The following is a 25,468-nucleotide window of genomic DNA, read 5'->3' as shown; positions in this document are numbered from 1 at the left end:
CGTGACAGAGACAACGAACCAACTGCCCGTACCCGTTTCCAAGGAAACGCCGGCCCGTCAGAAACTCTGGCCCCTATGGCTGGTCGCCCTGATATCCCTGATCATCGCTGTCGCCCTGGCATTATGGAGCTGGCAGCAGTGGAACAATCACCAGGCGGTGATGCAGACCCTGCAGGATCTGCGACAGGACACGGCCCAGCTGGAGGATTTGTACGGCGACCGTGGCAGCCAGCAAAGCCAGCGCCTGCAGGCCCTGGAAGAGAAGCTGGCCAGCCAGCGCGAACTGATTGCCACACAGCAGCGCCAGATTGACCACAACGCCCGCGAATTGCTGGAAGCCGGTAACCGCACCCGCACCGACTGGCTGCTGGCCGAGGCAGAGTACCTGCTGCGTATTGCCAACCAGCGTCTGATGATCGAAAAGGATATTCGTGGTGCGCTGTCAGCCCTGCAGGCTGCCGATGAGGTACTGGCGGAGTCGGACGACATCGGCGTTTACCCCGTGCGCCAGCAGCTGGCAAAGGAAATTCTCGCGCTCAAAGGCATTGCCGGTGTTGACCGGACCGGCCTGTACCTGCAGCTGGAAGCGGCGATCGACAGCATTCACCAACTGACGGACCAGGCCCTGATCAGCGAGAACGCGCCCGGTTTCCTGACCGGCAATCAGAGTGGCGAATCCGGTAACGATGGCGCAGGTAACCCGCTGACCGAAGCCTGGCGCGAAGTTAAATCCACGCTCCAGCAGGTAGTGGTGGTCCGCCGGCTTGATGAGAAGGTCAAGCCGCTGCTGTCGCCAGACCAGAGCGCCTATGCTCGCCTCAACCTCCAACTGATGCTGGAGGAAGCGGAACTGGCCGTGCTTCGCGGCAACCAGGCGCTGTATGAGCGGGCCCTGGCGAAGGCGCGCTCGGCGATCGACGAATGGTACGACGCCAGCCATCCGCGGGTGGCGGCGCTTTCACAGTCCCTGGCCGAACTGGCCGCCAAGAACGTCGACCCGGAGCTGCCGGACATCAGCCAGTCTCTTGACCTGCTCAAGGAGCGACTGGCCGGACGCCTGAATGCCGGGTCGGAAGACGGCACCAGCAACGCCAACGGTCAGGGGGGCGATGAGTCATGATCCGCCTGCTGCTGATAGTCCTGCTGGCACTGCTGATCGGCACCGGCCTCTCGCTCGGTCTGCAGTACGATCTTGGCTACATCCGCATCAGCCTGGGCCACTACCTCATCGAAACCAACTTCTGGGTCGGGCTGGGGCTGCTGATCGCCCTGGTGGTGCTGTCCGTCCTGCTGGTCAACCTGATTCGCCGGCTGAGGGCCAGCACAGGGCTGGTGGCGGGCTGGATCGCCCGGAGCAATGAACGCCGGGCGCGCCGCCGAACCACCCAGGGCCTGCTGGCACTGGCCGAGGGTAACTGGCCACGGGCGCGCAAACTGCTGACTTCCTCCGCGAGTCACGCCGATACCCCGCTGATTAATTACTTGGCCGCGGCCCAGGCGGCGTTCGAGGCTGGCGATCACGACGCGGTGGATGAGTTACTGCGCAAGGCGTTCGACAGCACCCCCGGCTCCGATCTTGCCGTGGGCATCACCCAGGCCCAGCTGCAACTGGCGGGCAATCGCCTGGAACAGGCCCTGGCTACGCTGGTTCGCCTGCGCAAACAGTCCCCACACCACCCATTCGTACTGAAGCTGCTGAAAAACACCTATCTGCGCCTGGAAGACTGGCGGGAACTGTCGAAGCTACTGCCGGAGCTGCGCAAGCGCAACGTCCTGCCCGAAGACGAACTGAACAGCCTCGAACGGCAGGTGTGGCACAATCTGCTGGAGCGGGCCGCCGAGGATTGCCGGCGTCGGCAGCAACAGGACCCCGACGCCTCGCTGGAACCCCTGACCCGGCTATGGGATGAGCTCCCGGGTTTCCTGCGCCGCGACGAGTACACCATTCGGGATTACGCCCGCCTGCTGGCCAGCCTGGGCGACGAAGTGCAAACCGAAACCCTGCTGCGCAAGGTGCTGCGTAATCACTGGAGCGACGAGCTGATTAATCTCTACGGACGGGTTCAGGGCCAGAAGCCTGATGAGCAGCTGCTGCTGGCCGAGCAGTGGCTGAAAGACCGACCCAACAATCCGGAGCTGCTACTGGCACTGGGCCGCCTGAGCCTGCGTAATGAGCTCTGGGGCAAGGCGAAGGAATACTTCGAAACCAGCCTTCGGCTGAAGCGCACACGGGAGGCACTGGCCGAGCTGAGTCGGCTGAACGCCCACATGGGTGAAGAGGAAACCAGCATCAAGCTGATGATGCAGGGCCTGGCCAGGGACAATGGCCTGCCTGAACTGCCGATGCCCCGGGCCTGATCCCCGGGGCCTTTAGCCCCGGCCGGGCTCAGCCCCGGGGCGCGTATTCCAGAACGTCCGAGAAGAAGGCCTGCTCGGGCAGGCCGGCCTCCACCAGCGCATCCAGCAGGGTGTAGACCATGGTGGGGGAACCGCTGGCGTGCACCTCAACGTTGTTCCAGTCCATTCCTGAGGCCAATACGGCACGCACCAGCTGGTCGTGGTGTCCGCCCCAGTCGTTATCCTCGTCGTCGCCTACCACCGGCAGGAAGCTGAATGGAGGCCACTCGTCCTGCCACTGCTGGGCCAGCGCGCGCAGATACATATCCTCATGCCGGCGCACACCCCAGTAAAGCTTGACCGGCTGGTTGAACGAGGTCTCCCGGAGGTAGTCCACCAGACTCTTCATCTGGGCAAAGCCCGTCCCCGCGGCCACCAGCAGCATGGGCTTGGCCGGCACCGACGCCAGACAGGCCTTGCCGTGGGGCAGCTCCACTGTCACTTCGCCACCCGACGTGAGGGCATCGATGACTTTCTGGGCCGAGATCCACTCCGGCGTGGCCTGAATGTGCAGTTCGATGTTCTGGGCCGACGGGCTGCTGGCAATGGAAAAATAGCAGGGGTCGGCATCCGGCAGGTTCACCGAGAGATACTGCCCGGCATGAAACGACAACTCCCGGCGGCGCGGAAGCTGCAGTTCAACCCGATAGACATCGTGACTGATGGATCGCACATCCACCACTTTTGCCTGATACTTGCCAGGCTTGTTGTTTCCAGCTGCCATAACGGCGGAAATCTCCAGTTCCAGATCCGTGAGCGCGACGGTTCGGCACATCATCAAACGCTCACCGGTCGCAAAGGTCTTTTGGTTTCGGGTATTGTGCGCCCGGCCAGCCAGCAGGCGGGCCTCGCAGATCTCACACACCCCGTTTCGACAGGCCGCCGGCACCTTGATGCCGGCACTGGCGGCGGCGCTGAGCAGATCAGATCCCGCCTCCGCCACGAAGGACAGACCTGAAGGCTGCAGACGGACGCGCCGGCTTGTTCTGGTCATATCACTCGGGGCGGCGAGGCGGAGTTTCAATACCCAGCGAATCCCAGAGGCTGTCCACCCGCTGTTTGACCTCCTCGGTCATGGTAATCGGCTCGCCCCACTCCCGGCTGGTCTCGCCCGGCCATTTGTTGGTGGCGTCCATACCCATCTTGGAGCCAAGGCCGGACACCGGCGAGGCGAAATCCAGATAGTCGATGGGCGTATTCTCCACCATCGTGGTGTCGCGCACCGGGTCCATGCGGGTGGTGATGGCCCAGATCACGTCTTCCCAGTTGCGGGCATCCACGTCGTCATCGGTAACAATCACGAATTTGGTGTACATGAACTGCCGCAGGAAAGACCATACCCCCATCATCACCCGCTTGGCATGGCCCGGGTACTGTTTCTTCATGGTCACCACTGCAAGGCGATAGGAACAGCCTTCTGGCGGCAGGTAGAAGTCGACAATTTCCGGGAACTGCTTCTGCAGGATGGGGATGAACACCTCGTTCAGGGCCACGCCGAGGATCGCCGGCTCATCCGGCGGCCTGCCGGTATAGGTACTATGGTAGATCGGATCCTTCCGGTGGGTAATCCGCTCCACGGTAAACACCGGGAAATGGTCCACCTCGTTGTAATAACCGGTGTGATCCCCAAAGGGCCCCTCGGGCGCCACATCGTCCGGGTAGATAAAGCCCTCCAGAACAATCTCGGCGCTGGCCGGCACATGCAGGTCACTGAGACCACACTGCACCAGCTCGGTACGGCCACCCCGCAGCAAACCGGCAAACGCATACTCCGACAGGGTGTCCGGCACGGGCGTAACGGCGCCGAGAATCGTGGCCGGATCCGCTCCCAGGGCAACCGCCACCGGATACGGCTTGCCGGGATTGGCTTTTTGGAATTCCTGGAAATCCAGCGCCCCACCCCGATGACTGAGCCAGCGCATGATCAGTCGATTGCGCCCGATCACCTGCTGCCGATATATACCGAGGTTCTGACGTTCCTTGTTCGGCCCCCGGGTAATCACCAGCGGCCAGGTCACCAACGGCCCGGCATCCCCCGGCCAACAGTGCTGAACCGGAATCTGGTACAGATCCACCTGATCTTTTTCGATCACCACGTCCTGGCACGGCGCGGAACGCAGTACCTTCGGGCTCATCCGCATCACCTGCCGGAACAGAGGCAGCTTCTCAATGGCGTCGCGGAACCCCTTGGGAGGATCCGGCTCCTTCAGAAAGGCCAGCAACTTGCCAATGTCCCGCAGCGCCGTGACATTCTCCTGTCCCATGCCCAGCGCCACCCGCTTGGGCGTACCGAACAGGTTGGCCAACACCGGCATGTCGTAGCCCTTGGGATTTTCAAACAACAACGCGGGGCCGCCTGCGCGCAGGGTGCGGTCGCAGATTTCGGTCATTTCCAGATGGGGGTCGACTTCAACGCGGATGCGTTTGAGCTCACCAAGCTTTTCCAGCTGGTTGATGAAGTCCCGCAGGTCGTTGTATTTCATCGGTTACTCCGTTCAGATATGCCAGTACTACGGAGATCGCTGTTCGCTGGACCGCTTTCAGTCGCTCAGAACAAGGTGCGCGCACAGGGTATGAAGGCGGAGCCGGGGGTCGCCTCCCCGGACCGTGCATTGCCAGGGATGGCAATGCCGAGCCCCCAGGGATGGGTTTACGGCGTGTCCGGGGAGGCGACCCCCGGTTCTGCCCACCCCCAAACCCGGAGGCGCTGTTGCTAAAGCAGCATCAACGACGCTTCATCGACTGGAAGAACTCGTCGTTGGTCTTGGTGTCCTTGAGCTTGTCGAGCAGGAACTCCAGCGCCGCGGTGTCGTCTTCCATGGAGTGCAGAAGCTTGCGCAGGATCCAGACGCGCTGGATATCCGCCTCGGACATCAGCAGGTCCTCGCGGCGGGTGCCGGAGCTGCGAATGTTGATGGCCGGGTACACCCGCTTTTCCGCAATCTTGCGGTCCAGGTGCACTTCCATGTTACCGGTACCCTTGAACTCCTCGTAAATCACCTCGTCCATCTTGGAGCCCGTGTTCACCAGAGCCGTGGCCAGAATGGTCAGGCTACCGCCCTCTTCCACGTTACGGGCCGCACCGAAGAAGCGCTTGGGCTTTTCCAGGGCGTGGGCATCGACACCACCAGTGAGCACCTTGCCGGAGGACGGGATAACCGTATTGTAGGCCCGGGCCAGACGGGTGATGGAGTCCAGCAGAATGACAACGTCCTTCTTGTGTTCCACCAGGCGCTTGGCCTTCTCGATCACCATTTCCGCCACCTGGACGTGACGGGCCGGCGGCTCGTCGAAGGTGGAGGCAATGACTTCGCCGCGCACCGTGCGCTGCATCTCGGTCACTTCCTCCGGCCGCTCATCAATCAGCAGCACCATCACATGGCACTCCGGATTGTTGCGGGTGATGGACTGGGCAATGCCCTGCATCAACAGGGTCTTACCGGCCTTGGGCGGGGACACGATCAGGCCACGCTGGCCCTTGCCGATGGGCGCCACGAGATCCAGCACGCGGGATGAGAGATCCTCGGTACTGCCGTTACCCGCTTCCAGGGTCAGCCGCTCTTCCGGGAACAGCGGTGTGAGGTTTTCAAACAGGATCTTGCTTTTCGCGTTGTCCGGCTTGTCAAAATTGATTTCGTTGACTTTCAGCAGGGCGAAGTAGCGTTCGCCGTCTTTCGGCGGACGGATCTTGCCAGCAACCGTGTCACCGGTGCGCAGATTGAATCGCCGGATCTGGCTGGGCGAAACGTAAATGTCGTCCGGACCGGCCAGGTAGGAGGCATCGGCGGAACGGAGGAAGCCGAAACCATCCTGCAGAATTTCCAGTACGCCGTCACCGTAGATGTCTTCGCCGCTTTTCGCATGCTTCTTCAGAATGGTGAAGATCACATCCTGCTTGCGCGAACGAGCCAGGTTATCGAGGCCCATTTCTTGCGCAATATCGAGCAATTCGGGCACGGATTTCTGCTTGAGTTCAGTAAGATTCATAGTTTGTTGGATTTTCAGGAATGGAAGTAAACGAATATTGGAATGACAGGGGCGCCCCTGAACGAATTGATCGAATAAACGCTGAACTTGGTGCTGGCCAGTGGGAGCAACCGGTGAAGATGGAGTCCGGATTTAGGGTACTGGAGCCAGAGAGTGGGAACAACCGTTCGCCGGGCATGACGGATCATCGACCACCTGACTGGCGAATGTCAAGTGCACTGACCAAATTAACGCCAATTTTGTCCCGAGCTGCGCACTGCGGGCCCGGCCTCCCCCTGATGGGTTACTCCCTTCCATTAAAAGCCCGGGATGGCGATACTGGCGTATAACCATGTTTCTGACAAACCCTTGTTCTGAGCAACCTTGTTTCCGAAAACCAAAGCCCCATTCAGGAGTGCCCTTCATGAGCAGTGAACCGAGCAGCCAGCTGACCCCTCTTAATATTGCCCTGTTGACCGTGTCCGACACCCGTGGCCCGGAGCAGGACACCTCCGGGCAGTTTCTCGAGGACAGCGTGATCGAGGCGGGCCATCGGCTGGTGGCGCGTCGCATCCTGCCAGACGACGTATACCTGATGCGGGCGCTGATCGCCGGCTGGATTGCCGACCCCGGTGTGCAGGTGGTGGTGATCACCGGCGGTACCGGGCTGATGGAAAGGGACAGCACCCCCGAGGCCCTTATGCCGCTGTTTGATAAAGCCATCGAGGGCTTTGGCGAGGAGTTCCGTCGGCTGTCAGCCCAGGAAATCGGCTCTTCTACGGTTCAGTCCCGGGCATTCGCAGGCATGGCCAACAACACGGTGATTTTCTGCCTGCCCGGCTCTACCGGCGCCTGCCGCACGGGCTGGAACGGCATTCTCAGCAGCCAGCTGGACAGCCGCCATACTCCCTGCAACTTTGCCGGACTGGTGCTGCGCAAGCCCGACAAGCCGATGCACCGCCTTGGTGAGGTTATCGGCCAGCGCGCCGAACGCTGATTCCGGGAAAACAGGACGGAGTGCAAGATTGATGTCGAACCCTCAGTTAGCCTCGCTGGAAGACGCCCTGGCGCACGTGCTGTCACTGGCGAAGGCACCGGATCGTGTGGAAACGGTCCCGCTCGCCGAGACCCTGGGCCGGGTACTGGCCGAAGACCAGTCCGTACCCTGCGATGTCCCACCCGCAGACAACAGTGCTGTTGACGGCTACGCGGTACGCCAGGCGGACGTGCGCGACGGGCAGGCCATTCCGGTGTCGGCCCGTTATCCCGCCGGTGAAGCCACGCGGCCGCTGGCCCCGGGCACCGCTGCCCGAATCTTCACCGGCTCAGAGATCCCTGCCGGTGCCGATTCCGTGGTCATGCAGGAGCGGGTCGAGGTAACGGAAGCGGGCATTGTCGTTCACGCCGACGTTACCGAAGGCCAGAACATTCGCCGAAGAGGCCAGGACCTCGCCGTCGGTGAACGCGCCCTGGCGAGAGGCACCCACATACGCCCCCAGGAAATGGGCCTGCTGGCGTCCATAGGCGTCGCCCGGGTTCCCGTTTTCGAGCGCCTGAAAGTCGCCGTTCTGTCCACTGGCGACGAACTGGTCGACCCGGGCACCCCCCTGGCCCCAGGACAGATCTATAACAGCAATCGCTACACCCTGATGGGAATGCTCACTCAGGCGGGGTGCCAGGTGGTGCTCGCCGAGACGCTCCGGGACCAACGCGATGCCACCCGGGAAACACTGCTCAGGGCAGCGAAATCGTCGGACCTGATCATCACCAGCGGCGGTGTGTCCGTGGGCGAAGAAGACCATGTGCGGGCGGTACTGGAGGAGTCTGGCACGCTGTCCCTCTGGCGGATGGCGATCAAACCCGGAAAACCCCTGGCCTTTGGCAGCATCGGCGGAACCCCGGTGCTGGGCCTGCCCGGCAATCCCGTCTCCGTGCTGGTCACCTTCCTTGTGGTGGGCATGCCCTATATCCGTAAATGCCAGGGCCGACTCCGGACCAGCCCGGTCGGTGAGCAAGTGGCCGCTGGTTTCTCCGTAGACACACCGTCCTTCCGCCGGGAGTTCGTGAGAGCCAGGAAAGAGGCCGGGGGCTCCGGACTGTCCCTCGCCGCATTCGGTAACCAGAGTTCCGGCGTGATGAGTTCCGCCTGCTGGGCAGAGGGCCTGGCGGTGGTGCCGGAAGACACCACGGTATCCCCGGGTGACCTGTTAACCTATTATTCCTTCTCGGAACTTTTGAACTGACGAGTTAACGAGCTGAGTATGAGTGACAACACAATTCACGTTCGCTTTTTTGCCCGCCTGCGGGAAGAGTTGAACACGGACACCCTGACTGTAGAAGCCGAGCCCGGACTGACCGCCGGTGACATACTCGCCAGGCTGTCTGCCAAAGGCGGTCCCTGGGCCCAGCTTAAGGGTGATCAGCCGGTCATGATTGCGATCAATCAGGCCATGGCCAAGCCGGGTTCCGCGGTCCAGGCCGGCGATGAGCTGGCCTTCTTTCCACCGGTCACCGGAGGTTGAGATGATTTCGGTACAGCGTGAGGACTTCGATCCGGCCGCGGAGTATAGTGCCCTGCGCGACAGCGGCGCTGGGACCGGCGCCATTGCCACGTTTACCGGTCTGGTGCGGGACAGCGGCGACCTGCAGGGTGTAACGGGACTGTTCCTCGAGCACTACCCGGGCATGACCGAGCAGGTGATTCAGGGCCTGATTGACCAGGCCTCCGAACGCTGGGATGTGCGCAAGGCCCGGGTGATCCATCGGGTAGGCCGCCTGGCCCTGGCCGACCAGATCGTCTTCGTTGGTGTGTGCAGCGCGCACAGGGGCGATGCCTTTGCCGCCTGCGAATTCATTATGGACGCTCTGAAGACCACCGCCCAGTTCTGGAAGAAGGAAATCACCGGCGATTCCGAGCACTGGGTCGAGCAGAAGGAGTCCGATCTCGACCGGTCCAGGGGCTGGCAGTAACCGCCGCCCGCAAGCTCACCAACACTCCGGAAACAGGCACAAAAAAACCGTCCGTGAACTCGGTTCAGGGACGGTTTTTTTTCAGCCTGAAGACAATCAGAGATTGCTGTCGAGGAAGGCTGCCAGCTGGGACTTGGAGAGCGCGCCGACCTTGGTGGCGTCCACATTGCCGTTCTTGAACAGCATCAGGGTCGGAATGCCACGGATGTTGAACTTCGGCGGAGTCTGCTCGTTTTCGTCAATGTTGAGCTTGCACACCTTCAGCTTGCCATCGTATTCATCGGCAATCTCTTCAAGCACCGGCGCAATCATTTTGCAGGGGCCACACCACTCGGCCCAATAGTCCACCAGTACCGGAACATCAGACTGGAGTACGTCCTGCTCAAAAGACGCATCGGTTACATTTACGATATTTCCGCTCATTACCTTTTCCTGATTCGTGCACCTCTGGGAATTCACCGGACCGCTCCCATGGAGCTGAAACCGGCGCAGGTGCTGTTGACTGTCGCTGAAAACCGTTCCGGACGTCCGGGCGGCTTTCACCCAAATCACGGTAGCCATTACTTTACGCGATTGATCAACCGGATGTGAAGCAGTAGATCCTTCTCAGTCGAGGTAACACCGCCTTGCGGTAGCCAAATCGCTCAACCACCGGTTGCTGACAGGCCTGAGGGATTTCGCTTATAGTACCGGGCAAGTTCACCTCAAAAGGATTTCGACCACGTGACGGCCGCATCCACCGCCGACAATGCCGTTTCCCCGCCGGAGGTGCTCGCGGCCATCGATATGGGCTCGAACAGTTTCCATATGGTGGTTGCCCGGCTGGTGCATGGTGAAATCCGCACGCTCGAGAAAATGGGAGAAAAGGTCCAGCTCGGCGCTGGTCTCGACCCGCACAACCGCCTGACTGAAGACGCCCAGGAGCGGGCCCTGGCCTGCCTGGGCCGGTTCGCCCAGCGACTCAAGGGCATGCCGCCGGAGGCGGTGCAGATCGTCGGCACCAATGCCCTGAGAGTGGCCCGTAACGCCCACCAGTTCATGAACCGCGCGGAAGAAGTACTGGGCTACCCGGTGGAGATCATTGCCGGTCGCGAAGAGGCTCGACTGATTTACCTGGGCGTGGCCCACACCCTCTCGGACGACTCCGGTCGCCGGCTGGTCATCGATATTGGTGGCGGGAGCACGGAATTCATCATCGGCCAGCGCTTTGAACCCCTGGAGCTGGAAAGCCTGCACATGGGCTGCGTGTCGTTCCGCAACCGCTATTTTGCCGATGGAAAGATTACCCGCCGGCAGATGGACCGGGCCGTGACCCACGCCGAGCAGGAAATGCTCAACATCCGGCAGCACTATCGAAGCGTTGGCTGGCAGAGCAGCGTGGGTTCCTCAGGCTCTATCAAGGCCATCGCCAGTGTCCTGGCCAACCTGAAGATTACCGATGGCACCATCACCCTGACCGGATTGCAGGAGCTGCGCAAGCGCCTGGTGGATATGGGCAAGACCGAGCGACTCGGGGATCTCGGGGTACGGTCGGATCGACAGAGCATCTTCCCGGCCGGCTTTGCCATTCTGATGGGCGCCTTCCAGTCTCTGGGCATCTCCGAAATGGCCTTCGCCGACGGCGCACTGCGAGAAGGCCTGCTGTACGACATTGCCGGGCGGATTCAGCACGAGGACGTTCGGGAGCGCACGATCTCTGCCCTGCAGGAGCGCTACCATGTGGATCAGGAACACGGTGCCGCGGTGGAACAGACCGCCATCGCGGCCTGGAGGCAGGTGGCCCGCGACTGGGGATTGAACACCCCGGCAGACGAGGAAGTGCTGCGCTGGGCCTGCAGGCTGCACGAGATCGGGCTGACCATTTCCCATAGCCAGTACCACAAACACGGCGCCTACCTGCTGCGTTACTCGGACCTGCCCGGCTTTACCCAGCAGTTCCAGAAAGACCTGGCGACCCTGGTACGCGGCCACCGGCGCAAATTCAGCCCGGCCATTTTCGAGGGTGTCGAACCCGAAGACATTCCCAGACTGCGCTACCTGTGCGTTCTGGTGCGCCTGGCGGTGCTGTTGCAGCACCCCCGAAACCTGGAGGCACCGCCGGAATTCACGCTGACGGCCAAGCAGGACGCCCTGGTCCTGACCTTCCCCGATGGCTGGCTGGACGACCGCCCACTGACCCTGGCCGATCTGGAAAACGAACGCGACTACCTTGCCAAACAGGACTTCACTCTGGAGCTGAACGGAGGCTGACCTCTCCCTCAATCCCGGGCAGCGCCTCAGCTGGCCAGCTCGGCCTCCATGGATTCCACCGTTTCGCTGACCTCAAGCCACTGCATTTCCGCCTCTTCCAGCCGGGTATTCGCAGCCGCCTGCTCTGCCAGTAACTCCTTCAGGCGCCCTTTGCCGCTGTCTTCGTAGAGAGACGTGTCTGCCAGGGCTTCCTCCAGACCGGCGAGGGTTTTCTGCAGCTTTTCCATTTCCGTCTCCAGGGCAGCCTGCTGCTTGCGATACGGGCTCAGCTTCTGGCGCAGGGCCGCCTCCGCACGCTTTCGGGCCTTGCGGTCCTCGGCGCTTTCGGCAGCATTGGCATCAGCACTCGCCACGGCATTGGAGCCGGTGCTATCCGCAGGTGTCCGTCTGGGGGCCTCGGCCTCATCCTTTCTACGATCGGCCAGCCAGCGCTCATAGTCTTCCAGGTCGCCCTGGTATTCCGTCACCCGGCCCTCGTTCACCAGCCAGAATTCATCAACGGTATTTCGCAGCAGGTGGCGATCGTGGGAGACCACGACAATGGCCCCTTCGAAATTCTGCAACGCCATGGTCAGGGCCTGGCGCATTTCCAGGTCGAGATGGTTGGTAGGCTCATCCAGCAGCAACAGATTGGGACGCTGCCAGGCAATGGTCGCCAGGGCCACCCGCGCCTTCTCGCCACCGGAAAACGACCGGATCGGGCTCAGGGCTTCATCGCCGTGGAAATCAAACCCGCCCAGGAAGTTGCGTATGCTCTGTTCCGAGGCTTTTGGAGTCAGCCGCTGCAGGTGCAGGAAGGGACTGGCGTCCAGATCCAGCGATTCCAGCTGGTGCTGGGCGAAATAACCAATGGCCAGGTGCTCGCCGCAGGTGCGTTCACCGGCCAGCAGGGTGGCCTGCCCCCGAAGGGCGTCCATCAGGGTGGATTTTCCGGCACCATTGGGTCCGAGCAGGCCGATGCGGCTGCCGGGCAACAGCGTCAGATTGATACCCTCAAGCACGGTGGTCTGGCCATGACCAGCTCGACCGTTACGAATCGACAGCAGCGGATTGGAGACCTTTTCGGCCACCGGAAACTCGAAGCCGAACGGCGAATCAATGTGGGCAGGAGCAATCCGCTCCATCCGTTCGAGGGCCTTGACCCGGCTCTGGGCCTGACGGGCCTTGGTGGCCTTGGCCTTGAACCGGTCGATAAAGCGCTGGATTTCCGCAATCCGGGCCTGCTGGCGCTCGTAGCCGGCCTGCTGTTGAGCAAGCCGTTCACTACGCTGGCCCTCGAAGGCCGAGTAGTTACCCGTATAGAGTTCCAGCTTGCGCTGATCGAAGTGCACGACATGAGTGGCCACCCGGTCCATGAAATCCCGGTCGTGGGAGATGAACAGCAGTGTTCCCGTGTAGCGGCGTAGCCAGTTCTCCAGCCAGAGGCAGGCATCCAGATCCAGATGGTTGGTCGGCTCATCCAGCAGCAACAGGTCCGAAGGGCGCATGAGCGCCTGCGCCAGATTCAGCCGAATCCGCCAACCACCTGAAAACGCCGATACCGGTCGATCAGCATCGGAATCCGAGAAACCCAGACCACGCAGCAAGGCCTCGGCGCGCCGGCCTGCCGACCAGGCTTCGTGGACATCCAGCTCGCCATGGATTCGGGCCATGGCATGGTCGTCACCGGCGGACTCGGCCGCCGCCAGCGCCCGCTCCAGCCTGCGCAGGTCGATGTCCCCATCCAGCACGAAATCGCGGGCGCTACGGCCCGACGCTTCGACCTCCTGCGCCATGTGGGCGATCCGGCAGCCACCAGGCAGCGAGGCACTGCCCTGCTCGGCGCTGAGCTGGCCCAACAAGAGCTGGAACAGGCTGGATTTTCCGGCACCATTGGCGCCCACAATGGCAACGCGTTGGCCCGGCTGGATGGTCAGATTGACGGATTCTAGCAACCAGACGCCACCACGTTGTAAACTGAGATCGGTTATCGTTAACATGGTTTAACTTTTTCAACGTATGTAATCAGGTAAGGCTCAGCGCTTATGTCGAGCAGCTCGGCGACAGCCCCGGATCCATCGACTCTGCCGCTGGAACTTCCGGTCGACCTGGAGGCCGACAATCCGCTCTGGCAGTTTGCCCTGATGCTCTGGCAGCAGCCAAAGGTTGAGGCCAGCTGCCTGGCGTTGCAGGCCCAGGGTTGGAGTGTTACCCGGCTTCTGTGCGCTGCCTGGCTGTCGGTTCGAGGCAGGACCTTCACCGGCGCCGAGGACGCTACGGTAACAGAGTGGCGGCGCCGTGTAACCGGCGCTCTGCGCTCTGCCCGCAAAACGCTGCCGACCGACCTGGCGCCCTATCACAAGCTTCGCTCCGGCCTTGCCGCGCTGGAACTGGAAGCCGAACAGATTGAACTGGCTCTGGCGTGGAAAACGCTCATGACCGACAACCCGGACCATGCTGACATGCAGGGAAGCGACACACTGATCCATACCAATCTCGCGGCGGCGGCGCCAGGCTCAAGCGTTGAACAACGCGCGCTGCCGCTGATCCATGCACTGGCCGGAGCTCTGGCCCAACTTCCCATGGGAGACCACAAGCCATGATGATGAGATGGCTCATACGGCTCTCGTTTCCGGCCCTCGGTTTACTGCTGCTACTGATTTTCTTCGGCCTCAGCGATCCCGGGCAACTGTCAAAACCGGTGGCAAGCGAGGAACAACCGGAGATACCTGCCTTCGAGGGGCTGGTGCCGTCTCCCGTCCCGACCGATGGCCCGGAAATCGTGTTCAAGTGGCAAGATACGGACGGCAACTGGCACTATGCCGATCAGCCACCTGCGCAGGGTCCCTGGAACACTCTGGCGATCGAGAGGCGCGACAAGGTCTTTCCGCCCAGTCGCTCTCCCGAGCCCGAGACCGACTGGCGGTCCCCCTACAATGCTCCGTTCTCCCTCGGGCCACCATCCGCAGGCAGCAACGGCAGCTAGACCGACACGTCGGCTTGGTTAACACATGTTCAGTGGCATCTCGGCACAGAACCCGTTACCTTCTCCGTTCTGATCAACACTTCACGGGGCGCCGCCCCGTAAACCGACGTTAGATAAGGAAGATGCAATGAAGAAGATTCTCCTTGCAGTGGCGGTGACCGGCCTGATGGCAGGCTGCTCCACGCCACCGGAAGCGCCCGAGCAACCCAAGCTGGACACCACCGACCAGAAGGTGAGTTACGGCATGGGCCTGGTACTGGGCGAGCGGATGAGCAATGACCTTCCTGAACTGCAGATGGACCAGTTCCTCCAGGGTATCCAGCATGGCCATTCCGACGACGACAAGGTCCGGCGGATGAGCCGTGAGGAAATCCAGCAGGCGCTGATGGCCTACCAGCAGGAGATGCAGCAGGAACAGGCCAAGCAGATGGAAGAACTCGCCCAGAAAAACAAGGAAGCCGGCGAGGCATTCCTGGCGGAGAACGCAGAGCGCGAAGGCGTGAAGACCACTGAGTCTGGCCTCCAGTACGAAGTTCTGGAAGCAGGCGAAGGCGAAAAGCCCTCCGAGACCGATACCGTTGAGGTGCATTACACCGGCGAATTGCTGTCCGGAGAAGTCTTCGACAGCTCCCGCGAGCGGGGCGAGCCGGTCACCTTTGCACTGAACCAGGTGATTCCGGGCTGGACCGAAGGCCTTCAGCTGATGAGCGAAGGCGCCCGCTACAAGCTCTACATTCCCGCTGACCTGGCCTATGGCCCGGGCGGCAACCGCTCCATCGGACCGAACGAAACCCTGGTCTTCGACGTGGAGCTGCTGGATATCAATCCGGGCGCCGAAGAGTAAGCACCCTTCAGGGCCAGGTGGCAACCGCCCGGCCATGAAAAAACCCCGGTCAGCGAGGCTGTACCGGGGTTTTTTGTGTCAGCAACCGGTCAGGCGGACGCCACCTTGCCGGCATGGGCGTTGTGCAGGTGCTCAATCAGGAAATCTTCCATCTCGAAACGGCTTTCAAGCGTCTCACCCAGCTTCGACAACTCGCTGAACAGTTCGCGGACCTCCGCCTCAGTGAGTTCCCGGCCGTCCAGTCGATCGTTGAAGTTGAGCGCCACCTCGGTGGTCTCCTGAATCCGGGGGTACAGTTTACCCGCCAGCTCCAGCCCCCCGTCGTTGAACTCACGGGCTTCACGAACCAGTTGTTCGTAGATTTCGAAGTGTCCAGTGGAGACATAATCCACCAGCACCTCACAGAGGCGCACGAACTTCTCTTTCAGCGCTTCTGTCTGTGAGAAGTCATTCTCGCCGGACAGTTCACAATACTGGACCAGCAGCTCCTGGCGTTCCTTGAGCCAGCGATCGATCAGATCGCTGACGCCACCCCAACGCTCCCTGGCATTCCGGCAATTCTCCAACATGACACCTGTTCTCCACTCGCTGTTGCGATGCTTTTCCCGGTTTCGACTTGCTTCAGGTTTTGATCAAGTTACCCCATGGTCGCGGTCAACCGCAACCGTTTCAGCCGCGGATCCATTCCCGGGGTTTTTGCCGGCGAAACAGCAGAACCAGCCCGGTGATCACCAGCAGAGTGAAGAACACCGCCGTCCATCCGGGAATGCTCAGCCCCAGGAAACGCCAGACGACTTCCGCGCAGTCACCGGTGCCCCGAAGCGCCGTGGAAAGCACTTCGAACCAGGGCAGAACCTCCAGCATGTAGTCCACAGAGGGCCCACAGGCGGGCACCTGGTCCGCCGGCAGGCTCTGCAGCCAAAGCTGCCGACCGGCGACGCCCAGACCGGCGCCGGCAGTGATCACCAGCAGCAGCCCGTAGATCCGGACACCGAACCCGGTAGGACCGTGCAGCAGCGCGAGAAAGCTGACCAGCCCGGCTCCCATGAAGCCAAAACGCTGAAGCCAGCACAGCGGGCAGGGCTCGAGGCCCATGACATGCTCCATGTAGAAGGCCACACCCAGCAACGCCGCACACAGAAGGAAGATGAAACCGAAAACCCATCTGCTGGTCAAAAGAATACCCCTGATCTTTAATGGAAACTGCAACCCCGCGCCGGTCCTGTTATGCTCCGAATTACCGGCGATGTTTGTATCTGATCTGCCACTTAACCCTAAACCACGAACAACTTCAAGCTTATGACACACCAGCCAAAATTCGTTCTGATGATCCTGTTCATGCTGTTCGCCATGGCGTCCTCACCGGTGTTTTCCCAGGAGGAGGAAGCCGCGGAAGAAGAAACGGTCGAAGAAGGAGGCGTCACTGATTACATTGGCATGGAACCCGCCTTCGTAACCCACGTGGGCACGCCGGGCAATAAGCCTACCTACCTGAAAGCGGCGGTGAGTCTGAGAGCAGGCAGCACCTCAACCCGACCGGCGGTGGAGGCCCATATGCCACGCCTGCGGCATGAACTGGTGATGCTGTTCGGCGAGCAAACCGATGTTAACCGGCTGACTTCTCTGGAAGGGCAACAGGCCCTGCGGGAGGAGGCAACACGCCGGATTAACGCGGTTCTGGAGGAACAGCAGACCGGCGAACAGATCGTCGGCGTGCTGTTTACGGAATTCGTGGTGCAGAAATAGGCCGGTACCGAAAGCCGACTCAGGCAATCCGGGAGAACAGATCGTCGCCGGGGTCGGTCTGGGCCCTCACTGCCTGTTCGGCATCGTCCCAACCCGCTTCCCAGGCGGCAATAACCACTTCGCCCCGGTAGGGACAACGGCTTTTGTCCATACCCATGGAGGCGGCCATATACCCCTGCCGGTAGGCCTTGTTCAGCGCCTCCACGTCCCAGCCAAGTCTGATATCCCGTGCCATGGTACTTCCCCTCGATCCTTGTGTTACAGAAATTAACAGTCTGACCAGGGGGTGACAAATCTTTGTTCGTTTTCTGTGCGGCAGGTCCACACCGGACCGAGACCCGGTTACGGTGAAGGCATCAGGAGCGAAGATACTGCGCCAGGAAGTCACCGAAAGGCAGGGTGTCTGCCTGCTCCATCTGGCGTTGCTCCTCCAGGGACGACGATGTCATCGCCTCGAAAGCCTGCAGGGTTTCGGGGTCAAGGCCCTCCTGCTTCAGCTGGCTCTGGTGCTGAAGTGCCATTTCCATGACCCAGTCCCGATGCCCGAGCCCCGATGAGCGCATGGTCTCCAGAACCCGGGCCGACGTCACGATCGCATCGCCATCAAGCACCCCGCGCTGAGCGGCCAGGGCCTCGCGGTAGGTGCTGCCACCCTGCCAGCTGTCCAGCAGCTCCGCCAGCGGCTCCAACTGCCCGAGAAGCTCGGTGGCAGCGTCGGTAACCCGGGTTCGCTGCCCGCCGCGGCACAGGGTCAACTCCCGATAACGACCGTTGGCCACCACGTCCTTGTAATTGTCATCCAGACGTTCGCATTCGGCATCGCCAATGCGCGGCGAATCCGACAGCAGGCAATCGAGCAGGAACAGGTCCAGGAAATCGATCTGCGCCTGGCTCACGCCCACCGGCGAGAACGGGTCCAGATCCAGGCATCGGACTTCGATGTATTCAACGCCGCGAGCCTCCAGCGCCTGGATGGGCTTCTCTTCCCGCTGCGTGGTGCGCTTGGGGCGAACCGCACTGTAGTACTCGTTCTCGATCTGCAGCACGCTGGTGTTGATCTGGATGAACTCATCGCCTCGACGGGTGCCGATGGCCTCGTAAGCCGGCCAGGTGGTGTGGATGGCGCGATCCAGGGTCTGGGTGTAAGTGCTCAGTTCGTTAAAACAGATGTTCAGGGAGGCCTGGGCGTTGTTGTGGTAGCCGAGATCGCCCATGCGCAGGGAGGTGGCGTATTCACCATACCAGGTGCGGTCGTCAAACCGCTCAAGGTCGTGGCTGACGCCGTCCACGAAGCTGGCGTCCAGGGCCGGGGAGGCACCAAACAGCAGCATCAGCAGCCAGCTGCGCCGGCGGAAATTGCGGATCAGCCAGAAATACTGGTCGGATTTGAAATCCTTGAGACTCTGCTCGTTACCCAGCAGGGCCTGCCATTTCTGCCAGAAACGGTCGGGGAAAGAGACATTGTAGTGGGCGCCGGCAATGCTCTGCATCATGCGCCCGTAACGAACCGCCAGTCCCTGCCGGTACACATGCTTGAGCCGACCGATATTGGAGCTGCCGTATTCGGCGATGGGAATGCTCGGGTCACCGTTGAGCTCGCAGGGCATGCTCGCGGGCCAGAACACCTCGTCGCCCAGGTTCTGCTGCACAAACACATGGATATCCCGCAGGGATTTCAGCATGGCCCGGGTGTTGTCGAACACCGGAGTGATCAGCTCGAGCAGGGCTTCCGAGTAGTCAGTAGTGATACGTGGGTGGGTCAGTGCCGAACCCAGTGCCTCCGGGTGGGGCGTCTGGGCGATAAAGCCATTGCGGTCCACCCGCAACCCCTCTTTTTCCACACCCTTGAGAAACCCGTCCCAGTCGCTGGCCGCGAACTGGCGAAAAACGGAATGGCGGGATTCAGCCATGGTTGACTCCTGCTACGGCGGGTGGCGGATTGACCAGCCACCGGCCCATGAAAATAGTGTAAACCCGTTAACGGCTGTCCTTGCGTGCCGAAGCCAACGCCTGGGCCAGGGCACCGGCCATGGCGCCCTGGGGCGATTTCTGGCCCGTTCCTGCGCTGCCAGCGTTCCTGCCTCCGCCCTTGCGACCGGCGCCGGCCCGGTTGGCGGACATCGGCTTGCCTTCGTTCTTTTCGCCGGGCTGGTCATCCATACGCATACTCAGGGCAATCCGCTTGCGGGGAATGTCCACGTCCATGACCTTTACCTTGACGATATCCCCTGCCTTGACCACTTCCCTCGGGTCTTTCACAAACGTGTGGGACAGAGCCGAGATATGCACCAGCCCATCCTGGTGAACGCCGATGTCCACGAAGGCACCGAAGTTGGTCACGTTGGTGACCGAACCTTCCAGCACCATGCCCGGCTTCAGGTCGCTGAGGGTTTCCACACCCTCCTCGAAACTGGCGAACCGGAACTCCGGCCGCGGATCCCGGCCAGGTTTCTCCAGTTCCGAGATAATGTCCTTGATGGTTGGCAATCCGAACTGTTCTGTTACGTAATCCTGCGGATTCAGACCACGCAGGAACGCGGAATCGCCAATAATATCGTCCACCTTGCGATTGTTGCGCTTTGCGATCGCTTCCACCACGCCGTAGGCCTCCGGGTGCACCGAGGAGCGGTCCAGCGGGTTCTCGCCACCGGCAATGCGCAAAAAGCCCGCCGCCTGCTCGAAGGTCCGGTCGCCCAAACGGGTAACCTTGAGCAGTTGCTTGCGGTTTCGGAACAGGCCGTTCTGGTTGCGATACTCGATGATGTTCTGGGCGATGGTCTGGTTCAGGCCGGACACCCGCGCCAGCAGCGGCGCGGAGGCGGTGTTCAGGTCCACGCCCACGCCGTTTACACAGTCTTCCACCACCGCATCCAGGCTGCGGGACAGCTGCACCTGGGACACATCGTGCTGGTACTGCCCCACCCCGATGGACTTGGGTTCGATTTTCACCAGCTCAGCCAATGGATCCTGCAGCCGCCGGGCAATCGAGACGGCGCCGCGGATGGTCACGTCCAGGTCCGGCAGTTCCCGGGAGGCAAATTCTGAGGCGGAGTAAACCGACGCGCCGGACTCGCTGACCACAATCCGCGCCAGCTTCAGCTCCGGGTAGCGCTTGCACAGATCGGCCACCAGTTTCTCGGTTTCCCGGGAGGCGGTGCCGTTACCAATGGCCACCAGCTCGATCTTGTACTCCCGGCACCAGGCCGCCAGTTGCTCGATGGAGCGGTCCCACTGGTTCTGGGGCGCATGCGGGAAGATGGCGCCGTGGCCCTGAACCTGGCCGGTGCCGTCAATCACCGCCACCTTGACGCCGGTGCGCAACCCCGGGTCCAGGCCCAGGGTGGGGCGCGGGCCCGCCGGTGCCAGCAGCAGGAGATCCTTCAGGTTGGCGGCAAACACATTGATAGCCTCGGTCTCGGCCGCTTCGCGCACCTGCGCCATCAGGTCGGTTTCAATCTGGGTGGAGAGCTTCACGCGCCAGGTCCAGCGCACCACCTCTGACAGCCATTTGTCAGCGGCGCGACCGTTGTCCCGGATATTCCAGCGCGCGGCAATGCGCTGCTCGGCCGGATGCGGTGCCCGGCGGTCATCTTCGACATCACCGACCACTATCGAGTAGGCCAGGATACCCTCATTACGCCCCCGCAGGATGGCCAGGGCCCGGTGCGAAGGCACCTTTTTCAGGGGTTCAACGTGGTCGAAGTAGTCCCGGAACTTGGCGCCCTCGTTCTCCTTGCCTTCCACTACGGAAACCTTGAGTTGCCCTTCCTGCCAGATGAAATCCCGCAGGCTGCCCAGCAGTTCGGCATCCTCCGCAAAACGCTCCATCAGGATGTAGCGGGCGCCATCCAGGGCGGCCTTGGTGTCGTCCACGCCGGCCTCCTTGTTGAGATAGGCTTCGGCGGTGGCTTCAGGATCCTGGGTCGGGTCGTCGTAGAGTGCGTCCGCCAGGGGCTCCAGGCCGGCTTCCCGGGCAATCTGGGCCTTGGTGCGGCGCTTGGGCTTGTAGGGCAGGTACAGGTCTTCCAGACGGTTCTTGGTGTCGGCCTCGTTGATGCTGGCCTTGAGTTCGTCGGTCAGCTTGCCCTGCTCCTCAATACTCTTGAGGATGGTGGCACGGCGATCGTCCAGCTCCCGCAGGTAGCGCAGGCGCTCTTCGAGGTTCCGCAACTGGCTGTCATCCAGCGAGCCGGTGATCTCTTTCCGGTACCGGGCTATGAACGGAACGGTGGCGCCCTCATCCAGCAGCGCGACGGTGGCGTTGACCTGCTGTTCGCGAATTCCGAGTTCGTCGGCGATGCGCCTGGAGATACTGTTCATGAAACCTCTGTTCTTGATGCTTTGCCAATAAAGCAGCAAAGGTACAGCGGCTTACTGTTGCAGGCAAGCGGCCTCGCCCCGCTTGTTCAGGAATTGCACAAGATCGGTCCAGGGCATGGGGCGGGCGTAGTAAAAGCCCTGGATTTCATCGCAGTGCTGCTGACGCAGGAACTCCAGTTGCCCTTCGGTTTCCACGCCCTCGGCCACCACGCTGATCTGCAGGCTGTGGGCGAGACTGATGATGGCCCGGATGATGTGCTCTGCATCCGCCGATTGCCCCAGGGCCTGGACAAAGGACTTGTCGATTTTCACCAGTGAGATGGGCAGGTGCTGCAGGTTGCTCAGGGAGGAAAAGCCGGTACCGAAGTCGTCCAGCGCGAAGCTGATGCCAAGCTGGTTAAGCTCCCGTAGGCAGCGCTGGGCGTAATCCGGGTCGTGCATCATCGCACTTTCGGTCAGTTCCAGTTCAAGCAGGCTGGTATCGACGTTGGCATTGAAGATGATCCGGAAGATGGTCTCGGTCATTTTCCGGTCATGGAACTGGCGAAACGACAGGTTGACCGCAAACACCAGGCCAGGAAAGCCAAGCTCGGCGGATTCCTGCAGACGCTTGCAGGCTTGCTCGATGACCCAATACCCAATGGGGACAATCAGGCCGCTGCGCTCCGCCACAGGTATGAACTCATCGGGACCCACCAGCCCGCGCTCCGGATGGTTCCAGCGCAGCAGGCATTCCACCCCCCGAACCTCTTCGGTGGCCAGGTCGATTCGAGGCTGATAGTAGACTTCCAGCTCTTGGCCCCGGAGGGCGTTTCGCAGATCGGCCTCGAGCCTGAGCTGATAGCCGGCAGAAATGTGCAACTGGCGGTCGTAGAAGCGGTAGCTGGTGCCCGGATCCCGCTTGGCCTCAAACATGGCGCGATTGGCGCGCCGCATGAGGTTTTCGGCGTTGTCGCCCGCCTCCGGGTAGGTTGCAACACCAAGGCTGGCACTCACCATCAAGGTGTGCCCGTCAACCGTGATCGGTTCATCAAGCGCGGAAACCACCTTTCGGATGATCTGGGTAATATCGAGCGAGTCCTCCACCTTCTCAACAATAATTGCCAGCTCGTCACCACCGATACGCATCAGGGAATCCACCCGGCGCAACGCCTGCCTGAGCCGTCCGGCCAGCTTGATCATCAACTGGTCGCTTTTCTGGTAACCAAAGGATTCGTTGATACTGCGGAAGTCGTCGATGTTCAGGTGGAGCAAGGCCAGCCGGTGCCCCGCCCGTTCAGCCCGCAACAGGGCCTGCTGAAGCCGGTCGAAGAACAGATCCCGATTGATAAAACCGGTCGCGACCTCCCGGCCCAACTGGCCGTGGGCCGATTCGGCCAGTTGCTCCCGGTACCAAAGGCATTTCACCGCACGCCGGAAGTTCCAGTGATCGAGAGTCTGGCGGCTAAGGTAGTCGGCGGCTCCGGAGGCCAGCAGCTCAGGCGCCCGACCACCAGGAAGCTCGGCACTGATGGCCAGCACCGGTTTCTCATTGCTGGCCACAGCCAGGTATTGCAGGAAGGCGGCCTCGGAGCCGCCGTGGAACGTACAATCCCAGACAATGACATCAAAGCTGGCGTTGCGGATCAGATCATCACAGTCCACCAGGTCGGGACACCAGGTTGCGTCCGCGTTGACCTCGACGTCACCCGCCAGGAGCGCATTCAGCCAGAGAAAATCAGCGTAGTGCGGAGTCAGAACGAGTAGGCGCAACTGTCCTGGCCTCATGGTTTCCAGTGGCAATGTCATCAAGCAGGATCCATTTGTGCATGAACATCCGAGTCCGTTCCTCCAATGATAGTCGATAGTTCCGCAAGGTACAGGAACTCCGGCTGGTGTAGAATAACCCGACGCTCGTGATCTCCGTTTCGTTCCACCCTGGCCGACTATTTGTGAACAAGCTCAATCCCAGACAAAGTGAAGCAGTTCGCTACGCCGACGGCCCGTTGCTGGTGCTCGCCGGCGCAGGCAGCGGCAAAACCAGTGTGATCACCCGCAAGATTGCCTATCTGATCGAGCAGCTGGGCATTCCGGGAAGGCACATTGCTGCGGTGACCTTTACCAACAAGGCCGCCCGGGAAATGAAAGAACGCGTGGGCCGGATTGTCGACCGGAAGCTGACCCGGGGGCTGATTGTCTCCACCTTTCACAACCTCGGCCTGAACATGATCCGGGAGGAACATGCCCACCTCGGCTACCACCCGGGCTTTTCAATCTTTGACGCCGAAGACGCCAAGGCCCTGCTGCAGGACCTGATGCTCCGGGAAGCGAGCGCGGAGGCCGGCGACGAGCTCAACGACATCCAGATGACCATTTCCTCCTGGAAGAACGCCATGCGCGGGCCCGCCGAGGCCCTGAGCAAGGCCTCCGACGAGCGGGAACAACGCATCGCCATCATCTACAAGAAGTACAACGAGTACCTGAAGGCCTACAACGCGGTGGATTTCGACGATTTGATCCTGCTGCCGGTGATGCTGTTCCGCTCGCACCCGGACGTGCTGGCCAAATGGCGTCGAAAGATTCGCTACATGCTGGTGGACGAGTACCAGGACACCAACGTGTGCCAATACGAGCTGGTGAAACAGCTGGTAGCGGAGCGGGCCGCCTTTACCGTGGTCGGTGATGATGACCAGTCCATCTACGCCTGGCGCGGCGCGCGGCCGGAAAACCTGGCCCAGCTCAAGGAGGACTTCCCCAGCCTGAAGATCGTCAAGCTGGAGCAGAACTACCGGTCGACGGCCAGGATCCTGCGCAGTGCCAACACCGTGATCGCCAACAACCCGCACGTGTTCGAGAAGGCGCTGTGGAGTGACCACACCATTGGCGAGGAAATCCGGATTGTGCGCTGCCGTAACGAAGACGCCGAGACCGAGCGGGTGGCCACCGAGATTCTCGATCAGAAACTCAAGAAAGGCCTCGATTTCCGGGATTTCGCGGTGCTCTACCGGGGCAACCACCAGGCGCGCCTGCTGGAGATGAAGCTGCAGGCCTACCAGATTCCCTACCGGATCTCCGGCGGCCAGTCGTTCTTCTCCAAGAACGAGATCAAGGACGCGATGTCTTACCTGCGCCTGCTGATCAACCCGGACGACGATGCCGCGTTCCTGCGGGTGGTGAACGTGCCACGTCGGGAAATCGGCCCGCGCACCCTCGAGCAGCTCAGCCACTATGCCCGCGCCCGCAACGTCAGCCTGTTCAAGGCTCTGGGTGACATGGGTGCCGAAACCCACGTGGCGGAGAAAGGCCTGGACCGGCTGCGCCGGTTTGCTCACTGGGTGGACGCCACCTGTGAGCGGCTGCACCGGGAAGATCCGGTGCCGGTCATCAAGCAGCTGTTCACCGACATCGAATACGAGGAGTGGCTGCACCAGCACTCGGGCACGCCGAAACAGGCGGAGCGCCGGATGGAGAACATCTGGTACCTGGTGGAATCGATCCAGCGCATGCTGGATGACGGCAAGGGCACCGCCGATGAACTTGGCATCGAGGATGCCATCACCAAGCTCATCCTGCGGGACATGATGGAGCAGCGGGAGGAAGAGGACGACAGCGACAAGGTGCAGCTGCTCACCCTGCACGCATCCAAAGGCCTGGAATTCCCCCACGTCTTTATCATGGGCCTTGAGGAAGAGATCCTGCCGCACCGCAGCAGCATCGAGGAAGGCAACATTGAGGAAGAACGGCGACTGATGTACGTGGGCATCACCCGGGCCCGGGAGACCCTCACGCTCACCTATGCCGCCACCCGCAAACAGTACGGCGAGAAGCTGGAAACCATCCCCAGCCGGTTTCTGGACGAACTGCCGGAGGACGACCTGAAGTGGGAAGGCCTGGGCGATCTGGACGCCGAAGCCAACCAGAAAAAAGGCAAGGCCACACTGAGCGCCCTGCTTGGTGACCTCGGGCTCTGATTTCACTTTTTTTCACAAAGCCTGAAACTTTCAGCCCCCCTGATCCGTTCCTGCTGAAGG

The 25,468-nt window shown here is 61.4% G+C and carries 23 protein-coding genes; 12 read left to right on the top strand and 11 right to left on the bottom strand.

All coding sequences use genetic code 11. The features are described 5' to 3' along the window. The first annotated feature begins 1 nt into the window (after window position 1). Together AC0J1C_RS02065 and AC0J1C_RS02060 are read left to right on the top strand one after the other, a co-directional pair. A complete protein-coding gene (locus AC0J1C_RS02065) occupies window positions 2–1,120 on the top strand; it encodes a uroporphyrinogen-III C-methyltransferase (protein ID WP_473045416.1) in 1,119 nt (372 codons plus the stop codon). Beyond that, window positions 1,117–2,358 (top strand): heme biosynthesis HemY N-terminal domain-containing protein, encoded by a 1,242-nt coding sequence (locus AC0J1C_RS02060; RefSeq protein WP_375193420.1) that lies wholly within the window; start codon window positions 1,117–1,119, stop codon window positions 2,356–2,358. The genes AC0J1C_RS02065 and AC0J1C_RS02060 overlap by 4 nt, the downstream gene beginning before the upstream one ends. 28 nt (window positions 2,359–2,386) lie before the next feature. Here the strand turns inward: AC0J1C_RS02060 and AC0J1C_RS02055 are convergent, their stop codons facing one another. The 3 genes from AC0J1C_RS02055 to rho all read right to left on the bottom strand — a co-directional run bounded on the left by AC0J1C_RS02055 (window position 2,387) and on the right by rho (window position 6,384). Further along, the gene (locus AC0J1C_RS02055) at window positions 2,387–3,391 is read right to left on the bottom strand and encodes a 2Fe-2S iron-sulfur cluster-binding protein (RefSeq protein WP_473045415.1); all 1,005 of its coding nucleotides are present in this window, start codon (window positions 3,389–3,391) and stop codon (window positions 2,387–2,389) included. A 1-nt stretch (window position 3,392) separates the two neighbouring features. Further along, the gene (ubiD, locus tag AC0J1C_RS02050) at window positions 3,393–4,880 is read right to left on the bottom strand and encodes a 4-hydroxy-3-polyprenylbenzoate decarboxylase (protein ID WP_473045414.1); all 1,488 of its coding nucleotides are present in this window, start codon (window positions 4,878–4,880) and stop codon (window positions 3,393–3,395) included. Between the two features lie 241 nt (window positions 4,881–5,121). Further along, window positions 5,122–6,384: a transcription termination factor Rho gene (gene rho, locus AC0J1C_RS02045; protein WP_375193417.1), complete on the bottom strand. Its 1,263-nt coding sequence runs from the start codon at window positions 6,382–6,384 to the stop codon at window positions 5,122–5,124. Window positions 6,385–6,787: 403 nt separating this feature from the next. Between rho and moaB the strand changes: the two genes are divergently transcribed. Genes moaB through AC0J1C_RS02025 form a run of 4 tightly spaced genes read left to right on the top strand, consistent with a single transcriptional unit; the run spans window position 6,788 to window position 9,333 of the window. After that, window positions 6,788–7,360: a molybdenum cofactor biosynthesis protein B gene (moaB, locus tag AC0J1C_RS02040; protein ID WP_473045413.1), complete on the top strand. Its 573-nt coding sequence runs from the start codon at window positions 6,788–6,790 to the stop codon at window positions 7,358–7,360. Between the two features lie 31 nt (window positions 7,361–7,391). Next, window positions 7,392–8,606, top strand: a complete 1,215-nt coding sequence (locus tag AC0J1C_RS02035) for a molybdopterin molybdotransferase MoeA (RefSeq protein WP_473045412.1) — start codon at window positions 7,392–7,394, stop codon at window positions 8,604–8,606. Between the two features lie 18 nt (window positions 8,607–8,624). Next, the gene (moaD, locus tag AC0J1C_RS02030) at window positions 8,625–8,885 is read left to right on the top strand and encodes a molybdopterin converting factor subunit 1 (protein WP_375193414.1); all 261 of its coding nucleotides are present in this window, start codon (window positions 8,625–8,627) and stop codon (window positions 8,883–8,885) included. A 1-nt stretch (window position 8,886) separates the two neighbouring features. Beyond that, on the top strand, window positions 8,887–9,333 hold the full coding sequence (locus AC0J1C_RS02025; protein WP_473045411.1) for a molybdenum cofactor biosynthesis protein MoaE: 447 nt from the start codon (window positions 8,887–8,889) through the stop codon (window positions 9,331–9,333). Between the two features lie 96 nt (window positions 9,334–9,429). Here the strand turns inward: AC0J1C_RS02025 and trxA are convergent, their stop codons facing one another. Further along, complete coding sequence (trxA, locus tag AC0J1C_RS02020; RefSeq protein WP_008169901.1) at window positions 9,430–9,756, bottom strand: thioredoxin TrxA; 327 nt, start codon at window positions 9,754–9,756, stop codon at window positions 9,430–9,432. Window positions 9,757–10,119: 363 nt separating this feature from the next. Here trxA and ppx point away from each other — a divergent pair, with 363 nt between their 5' ends. Next, on the top strand, window positions 10,120–11,583 hold the full coding sequence (gene ppx, locus AC0J1C_RS02015; protein ID WP_473046488.1) for an exopolyphosphatase: 1,464 nt from the start codon (window positions 10,120–10,122) through the stop codon (window positions 11,581–11,583). Between the two features lie 26 nt (window positions 11,584–11,609). Here ppx and abc-f read toward each other — a convergent pair whose 3' ends face one another. Next, window positions 11,610–13,562, bottom strand: coding sequence for a ribosomal protection-like ABC-F family protein (gene abc-f / locus AC0J1C_RS02010; RefSeq protein WP_473045409.1), 1,953 nt, complete (start codon window positions 13,560–13,562; stop codon window positions 11,610–11,612). A gap of 45 nt (window positions 13,563–13,607) precedes the next feature. On the opposite strand from abc-f, the gene AC0J1C_RS02005 reads away from it, so the two are divergent. The 3 genes from AC0J1C_RS02005 to AC0J1C_RS01995 all read left to right on the top strand — a co-directional run bounded on the left by AC0J1C_RS02005 (window position 13,608) and on the right by AC0J1C_RS01995 (window position 15,392). Beyond that, window positions 13,608–14,165, top strand: coding sequence for a TIGR02444 family protein (locus AC0J1C_RS02005; RefSeq protein WP_473045408.1), 558 nt, complete (start codon window positions 13,608–13,610; stop codon window positions 14,163–14,165). Next, the gene (locus tag AC0J1C_RS02000) at window positions 14,162–14,548 is read left to right on the top strand and encodes a DUF4124 domain-containing protein (RefSeq protein ID WP_375193409.1); all 387 of its coding nucleotides are present in this window, start codon (window positions 14,162–14,164) and stop codon (window positions 14,546–14,548) included. Before AC0J1C_RS02005 ends, AC0J1C_RS02000 begins: the two co-directional genes overlap by 4 nt. 127 nt (window positions 14,549–14,675) lie before the next feature. Continuing rightward, on the top strand, window positions 14,676–15,392 hold the full coding sequence (locus tag AC0J1C_RS01995; RefSeq protein ID WP_375193408.1) for an FKBP-type peptidyl-prolyl cis-trans isomerase: 717 nt from the start codon (window positions 14,676–14,678) through the stop codon (window positions 15,390–15,392). 89 nt (window positions 15,393–15,481) lie between these two features. On the opposite strand, the gene rsd is transcribed toward AC0J1C_RS01995, so the two are convergent. Next, entirely contained in the window at window positions 15,482–15,961 is a 480-nt protein-coding gene (gene rsd, locus AC0J1C_RS01990; protein WP_091990262.1) for a sigma D regulator, read from the bottom strand. Window positions 15,962–16,061: 100 nt separating this feature from the next. Beyond that, a complete protein-coding gene (locus AC0J1C_RS01985) occupies window positions 16,062–16,568 on the bottom strand; it encodes a disulfide bond formation protein B (RefSeq protein WP_375193407.1) in 507 nt (168 codons plus the stop codon). 123 nt (window positions 16,569–16,691) lie between these two features. Between AC0J1C_RS01985 and AC0J1C_RS01980 the strand changes: the two genes are divergently transcribed. After that, window positions 16,692–17,138 carry a flagellar basal body-associated FliL family protein gene (locus AC0J1C_RS01980; RefSeq protein ID WP_375193406.1) on the top strand — a complete coding sequence of 149 codons (447 nt, stop codon included), beginning with the start codon at window positions 16,692–16,694 and terminating at the stop codon, window positions 17,136–17,138. A 19-nt stretch (window positions 17,139–17,157) separates the two neighbouring features. Here the strand turns inward: AC0J1C_RS01980 and rmf are convergent, their stop codons facing one another. The 4 genes from rmf to AC0J1C_RS01960 form a co-directional block, all read right to left on the bottom strand. After that, window positions 17,158–17,373 carry a ribosome modulation factor gene (rmf, locus tag AC0J1C_RS01975; protein WP_375193405.1) on the bottom strand — a complete coding sequence of 72 codons (216 nt, stop codon included), beginning with the start codon at window positions 17,371–17,373 and terminating at the stop codon, window positions 17,158–17,160. A 121-nt stretch (window positions 17,374–17,494) separates the two neighbouring features. After that, on the bottom strand, window positions 17,495–19,048 hold the full coding sequence (gshA, locus tag AC0J1C_RS01970) for a glutamate--cysteine ligase (RefSeq protein ID WP_473045406.1): 1,554 nt from the start codon (window positions 19,046–19,048) through the stop codon (window positions 17,495–17,497). A gap of 67 nt (window positions 19,049–19,115) precedes the next feature. Further along, complete coding sequence (locus AC0J1C_RS01965; RefSeq protein WP_375193403.1) at window positions 19,116–21,458, bottom strand: Tex family protein; 2,343 nt, start codon at window positions 21,456–21,458, stop codon at window positions 19,116–19,118. 51 nt (window positions 21,459–21,509) lie between these two features. Further along, the gene (locus AC0J1C_RS01960) at window positions 21,510–23,246 is read right to left on the bottom strand and encodes a putative bifunctional diguanylate cyclase/phosphodiesterase (RefSeq protein WP_473045405.1); all 1,737 of its coding nucleotides are present in this window, start codon (window positions 23,244–23,246) and stop codon (window positions 21,510–21,512) included. Window positions 23,247–23,389: 143 nt separating this feature from the next. Here AC0J1C_RS01960 and rep point away from each other — a divergent pair, with 143 nt between their 5' ends. Next, complete coding sequence (rep, locus tag AC0J1C_RS01955) at window positions 23,390–25,408, top strand: DNA helicase Rep (RefSeq protein ID WP_473045404.1); 2,019 nt, start codon at window positions 23,390–23,392, stop codon at window positions 25,406–25,408. The last annotated feature ends 60 nt before the right edge of the window (window positions 25,409–25,468 follow it).

Source organism: Marinobacter sp. E2 (assembly GCF_055755345.1).
Note: the sequence above shows the minus strand (reverse complement) of the source record. Positions and strands in the feature narration are given on the sequence as shown.

Excerpts from the sequence above, each read along its gene's own strand:
- moaB (WP_473045413.1), top strand. The coding sequence starts at position 6,788 with ATGAGCAGTGAACCGAGCAGCCAGCTGACCCCTCTTAATATTGCCCTG.
- AC0J1C_RS02000 (WP_375193409.1), top strand. The coding sequence starts at position 14,162 with ATGATGATGAGATGGCTCATACGGCTCTCGTTTCCGGCCCTCGGTTTA.
- AC0J1C_RS02060 (WP_375193420.1), top strand. The coding sequence starts at position 1,117 with ATGATCCGCCTGCTGCTGATAGTCCTGCTGGCACTGCTGATCGGCACC.
- AC0J1C_RS01980 (WP_375193406.1), top strand. The coding sequence starts at position 16,692 with ATGACACACCAGCCAAAATTCGTTCTGATGATCCTGTTCATGCTGTTC.
- AC0J1C_RS02055 (WP_473045415.1), bottom strand. The coding sequence starts at position 3,391 with ATGACCAGAACAAGCCGGCGCGTCCGTCTGCAGCCTTCAGGTCTGTCC.
- AC0J1C_RS01960 (WP_473045405.1), bottom strand. The coding sequence starts at position 23,246 with ATGACATTGCCACTGGAAACCATGAGGCCAGGACAGTTGCGCCTACTC.
- AC0J1C_RS02025 (WP_473045411.1), top strand. The coding sequence starts at position 8,887 with ATGATTTCGGTACAGCGTGAGGACTTCGATCCGGCCGCGGAGTATAGT.
- abc-f (WP_473045409.1), bottom strand. The coding sequence starts at position 13,562 with ATGTTAACGATAACCGATCTCAGTTTACAACGTGGTGGCGTCTGGTTG.
- AC0J1C_RS01965 (WP_375193403.1), bottom strand. The coding sequence starts at position 21,458 with ATGAACAGTATCTCCAGGCGCATCGCCGACGAACTCGGAATTCGCGAA.
- rsd (WP_091990262.1), bottom strand. The coding sequence starts at position 15,961 with ATGTTGGAGAATTGCCGGAATGCCAGGGAGCGTTGGGGTGGCGTCAGC.
- ubiD (WP_473045414.1), bottom strand. The coding sequence starts at position 4,880 with ATGAAATACAACGACCTGCGGGACTTCATCAACCAGCTGGAAAAGCTT.
- ppx (WP_473046488.1), top strand. The coding sequence starts at position 10,120 with ATGGGCTCGAACAGTTTCCATATGGTGGTTGCCCGGCTGGTGCATGGT.
- AC0J1C_RS02005 (WP_473045408.1), top strand. The coding sequence starts at position 13,608 with ATGTCGAGCAGCTCGGCGACAGCCCCGGATCCATCGACTCTGCCGCTG.
- rmf (WP_375193405.1), bottom strand. The coding sequence starts at position 17,373 with ATGGCACGGGATATCAGACTTGGCTGGGACGTGGAGGCGCTGAACAAG.
- AC0J1C_RS02035 (WP_473045412.1), top strand. The coding sequence starts at position 7,392 with ATGTCGAACCCTCAGTTAGCCTCGCTGGAAGACGCCCTGGCGCACGTG.
- rho (WP_375193417.1), bottom strand. The coding sequence starts at position 6,384 with ATGAATCTTACTGAACTCAAGCAGAAATCCGTGCCCGAATTGCTCGAT.
- moaD (WP_375193414.1), top strand. The coding sequence starts at position 8,625 with ATGAGTGACAACACAATTCACGTTCGCTTTTTTGCCCGCCTGCGGGAA.
- AC0J1C_RS01995 (WP_375193408.1), top strand. The coding sequence starts at position 14,676 with ATGAAGAAGATTCTCCTTGCAGTGGCGGTGACCGGCCTGATGGCAGGC.
- trxA (WP_008169901.1), bottom strand. The coding sequence starts at position 9,756 with ATGAGCGGAAATATCGTAAATGTAACCGATGCGTCTTTTGAGCAGGAC.
- gshA (WP_473045406.1), bottom strand. The coding sequence starts at position 19,048 with ATGGCTGAATCCCGCCATTCCGTTTTTCGCCAGTTCGCGGCCAGCGAC.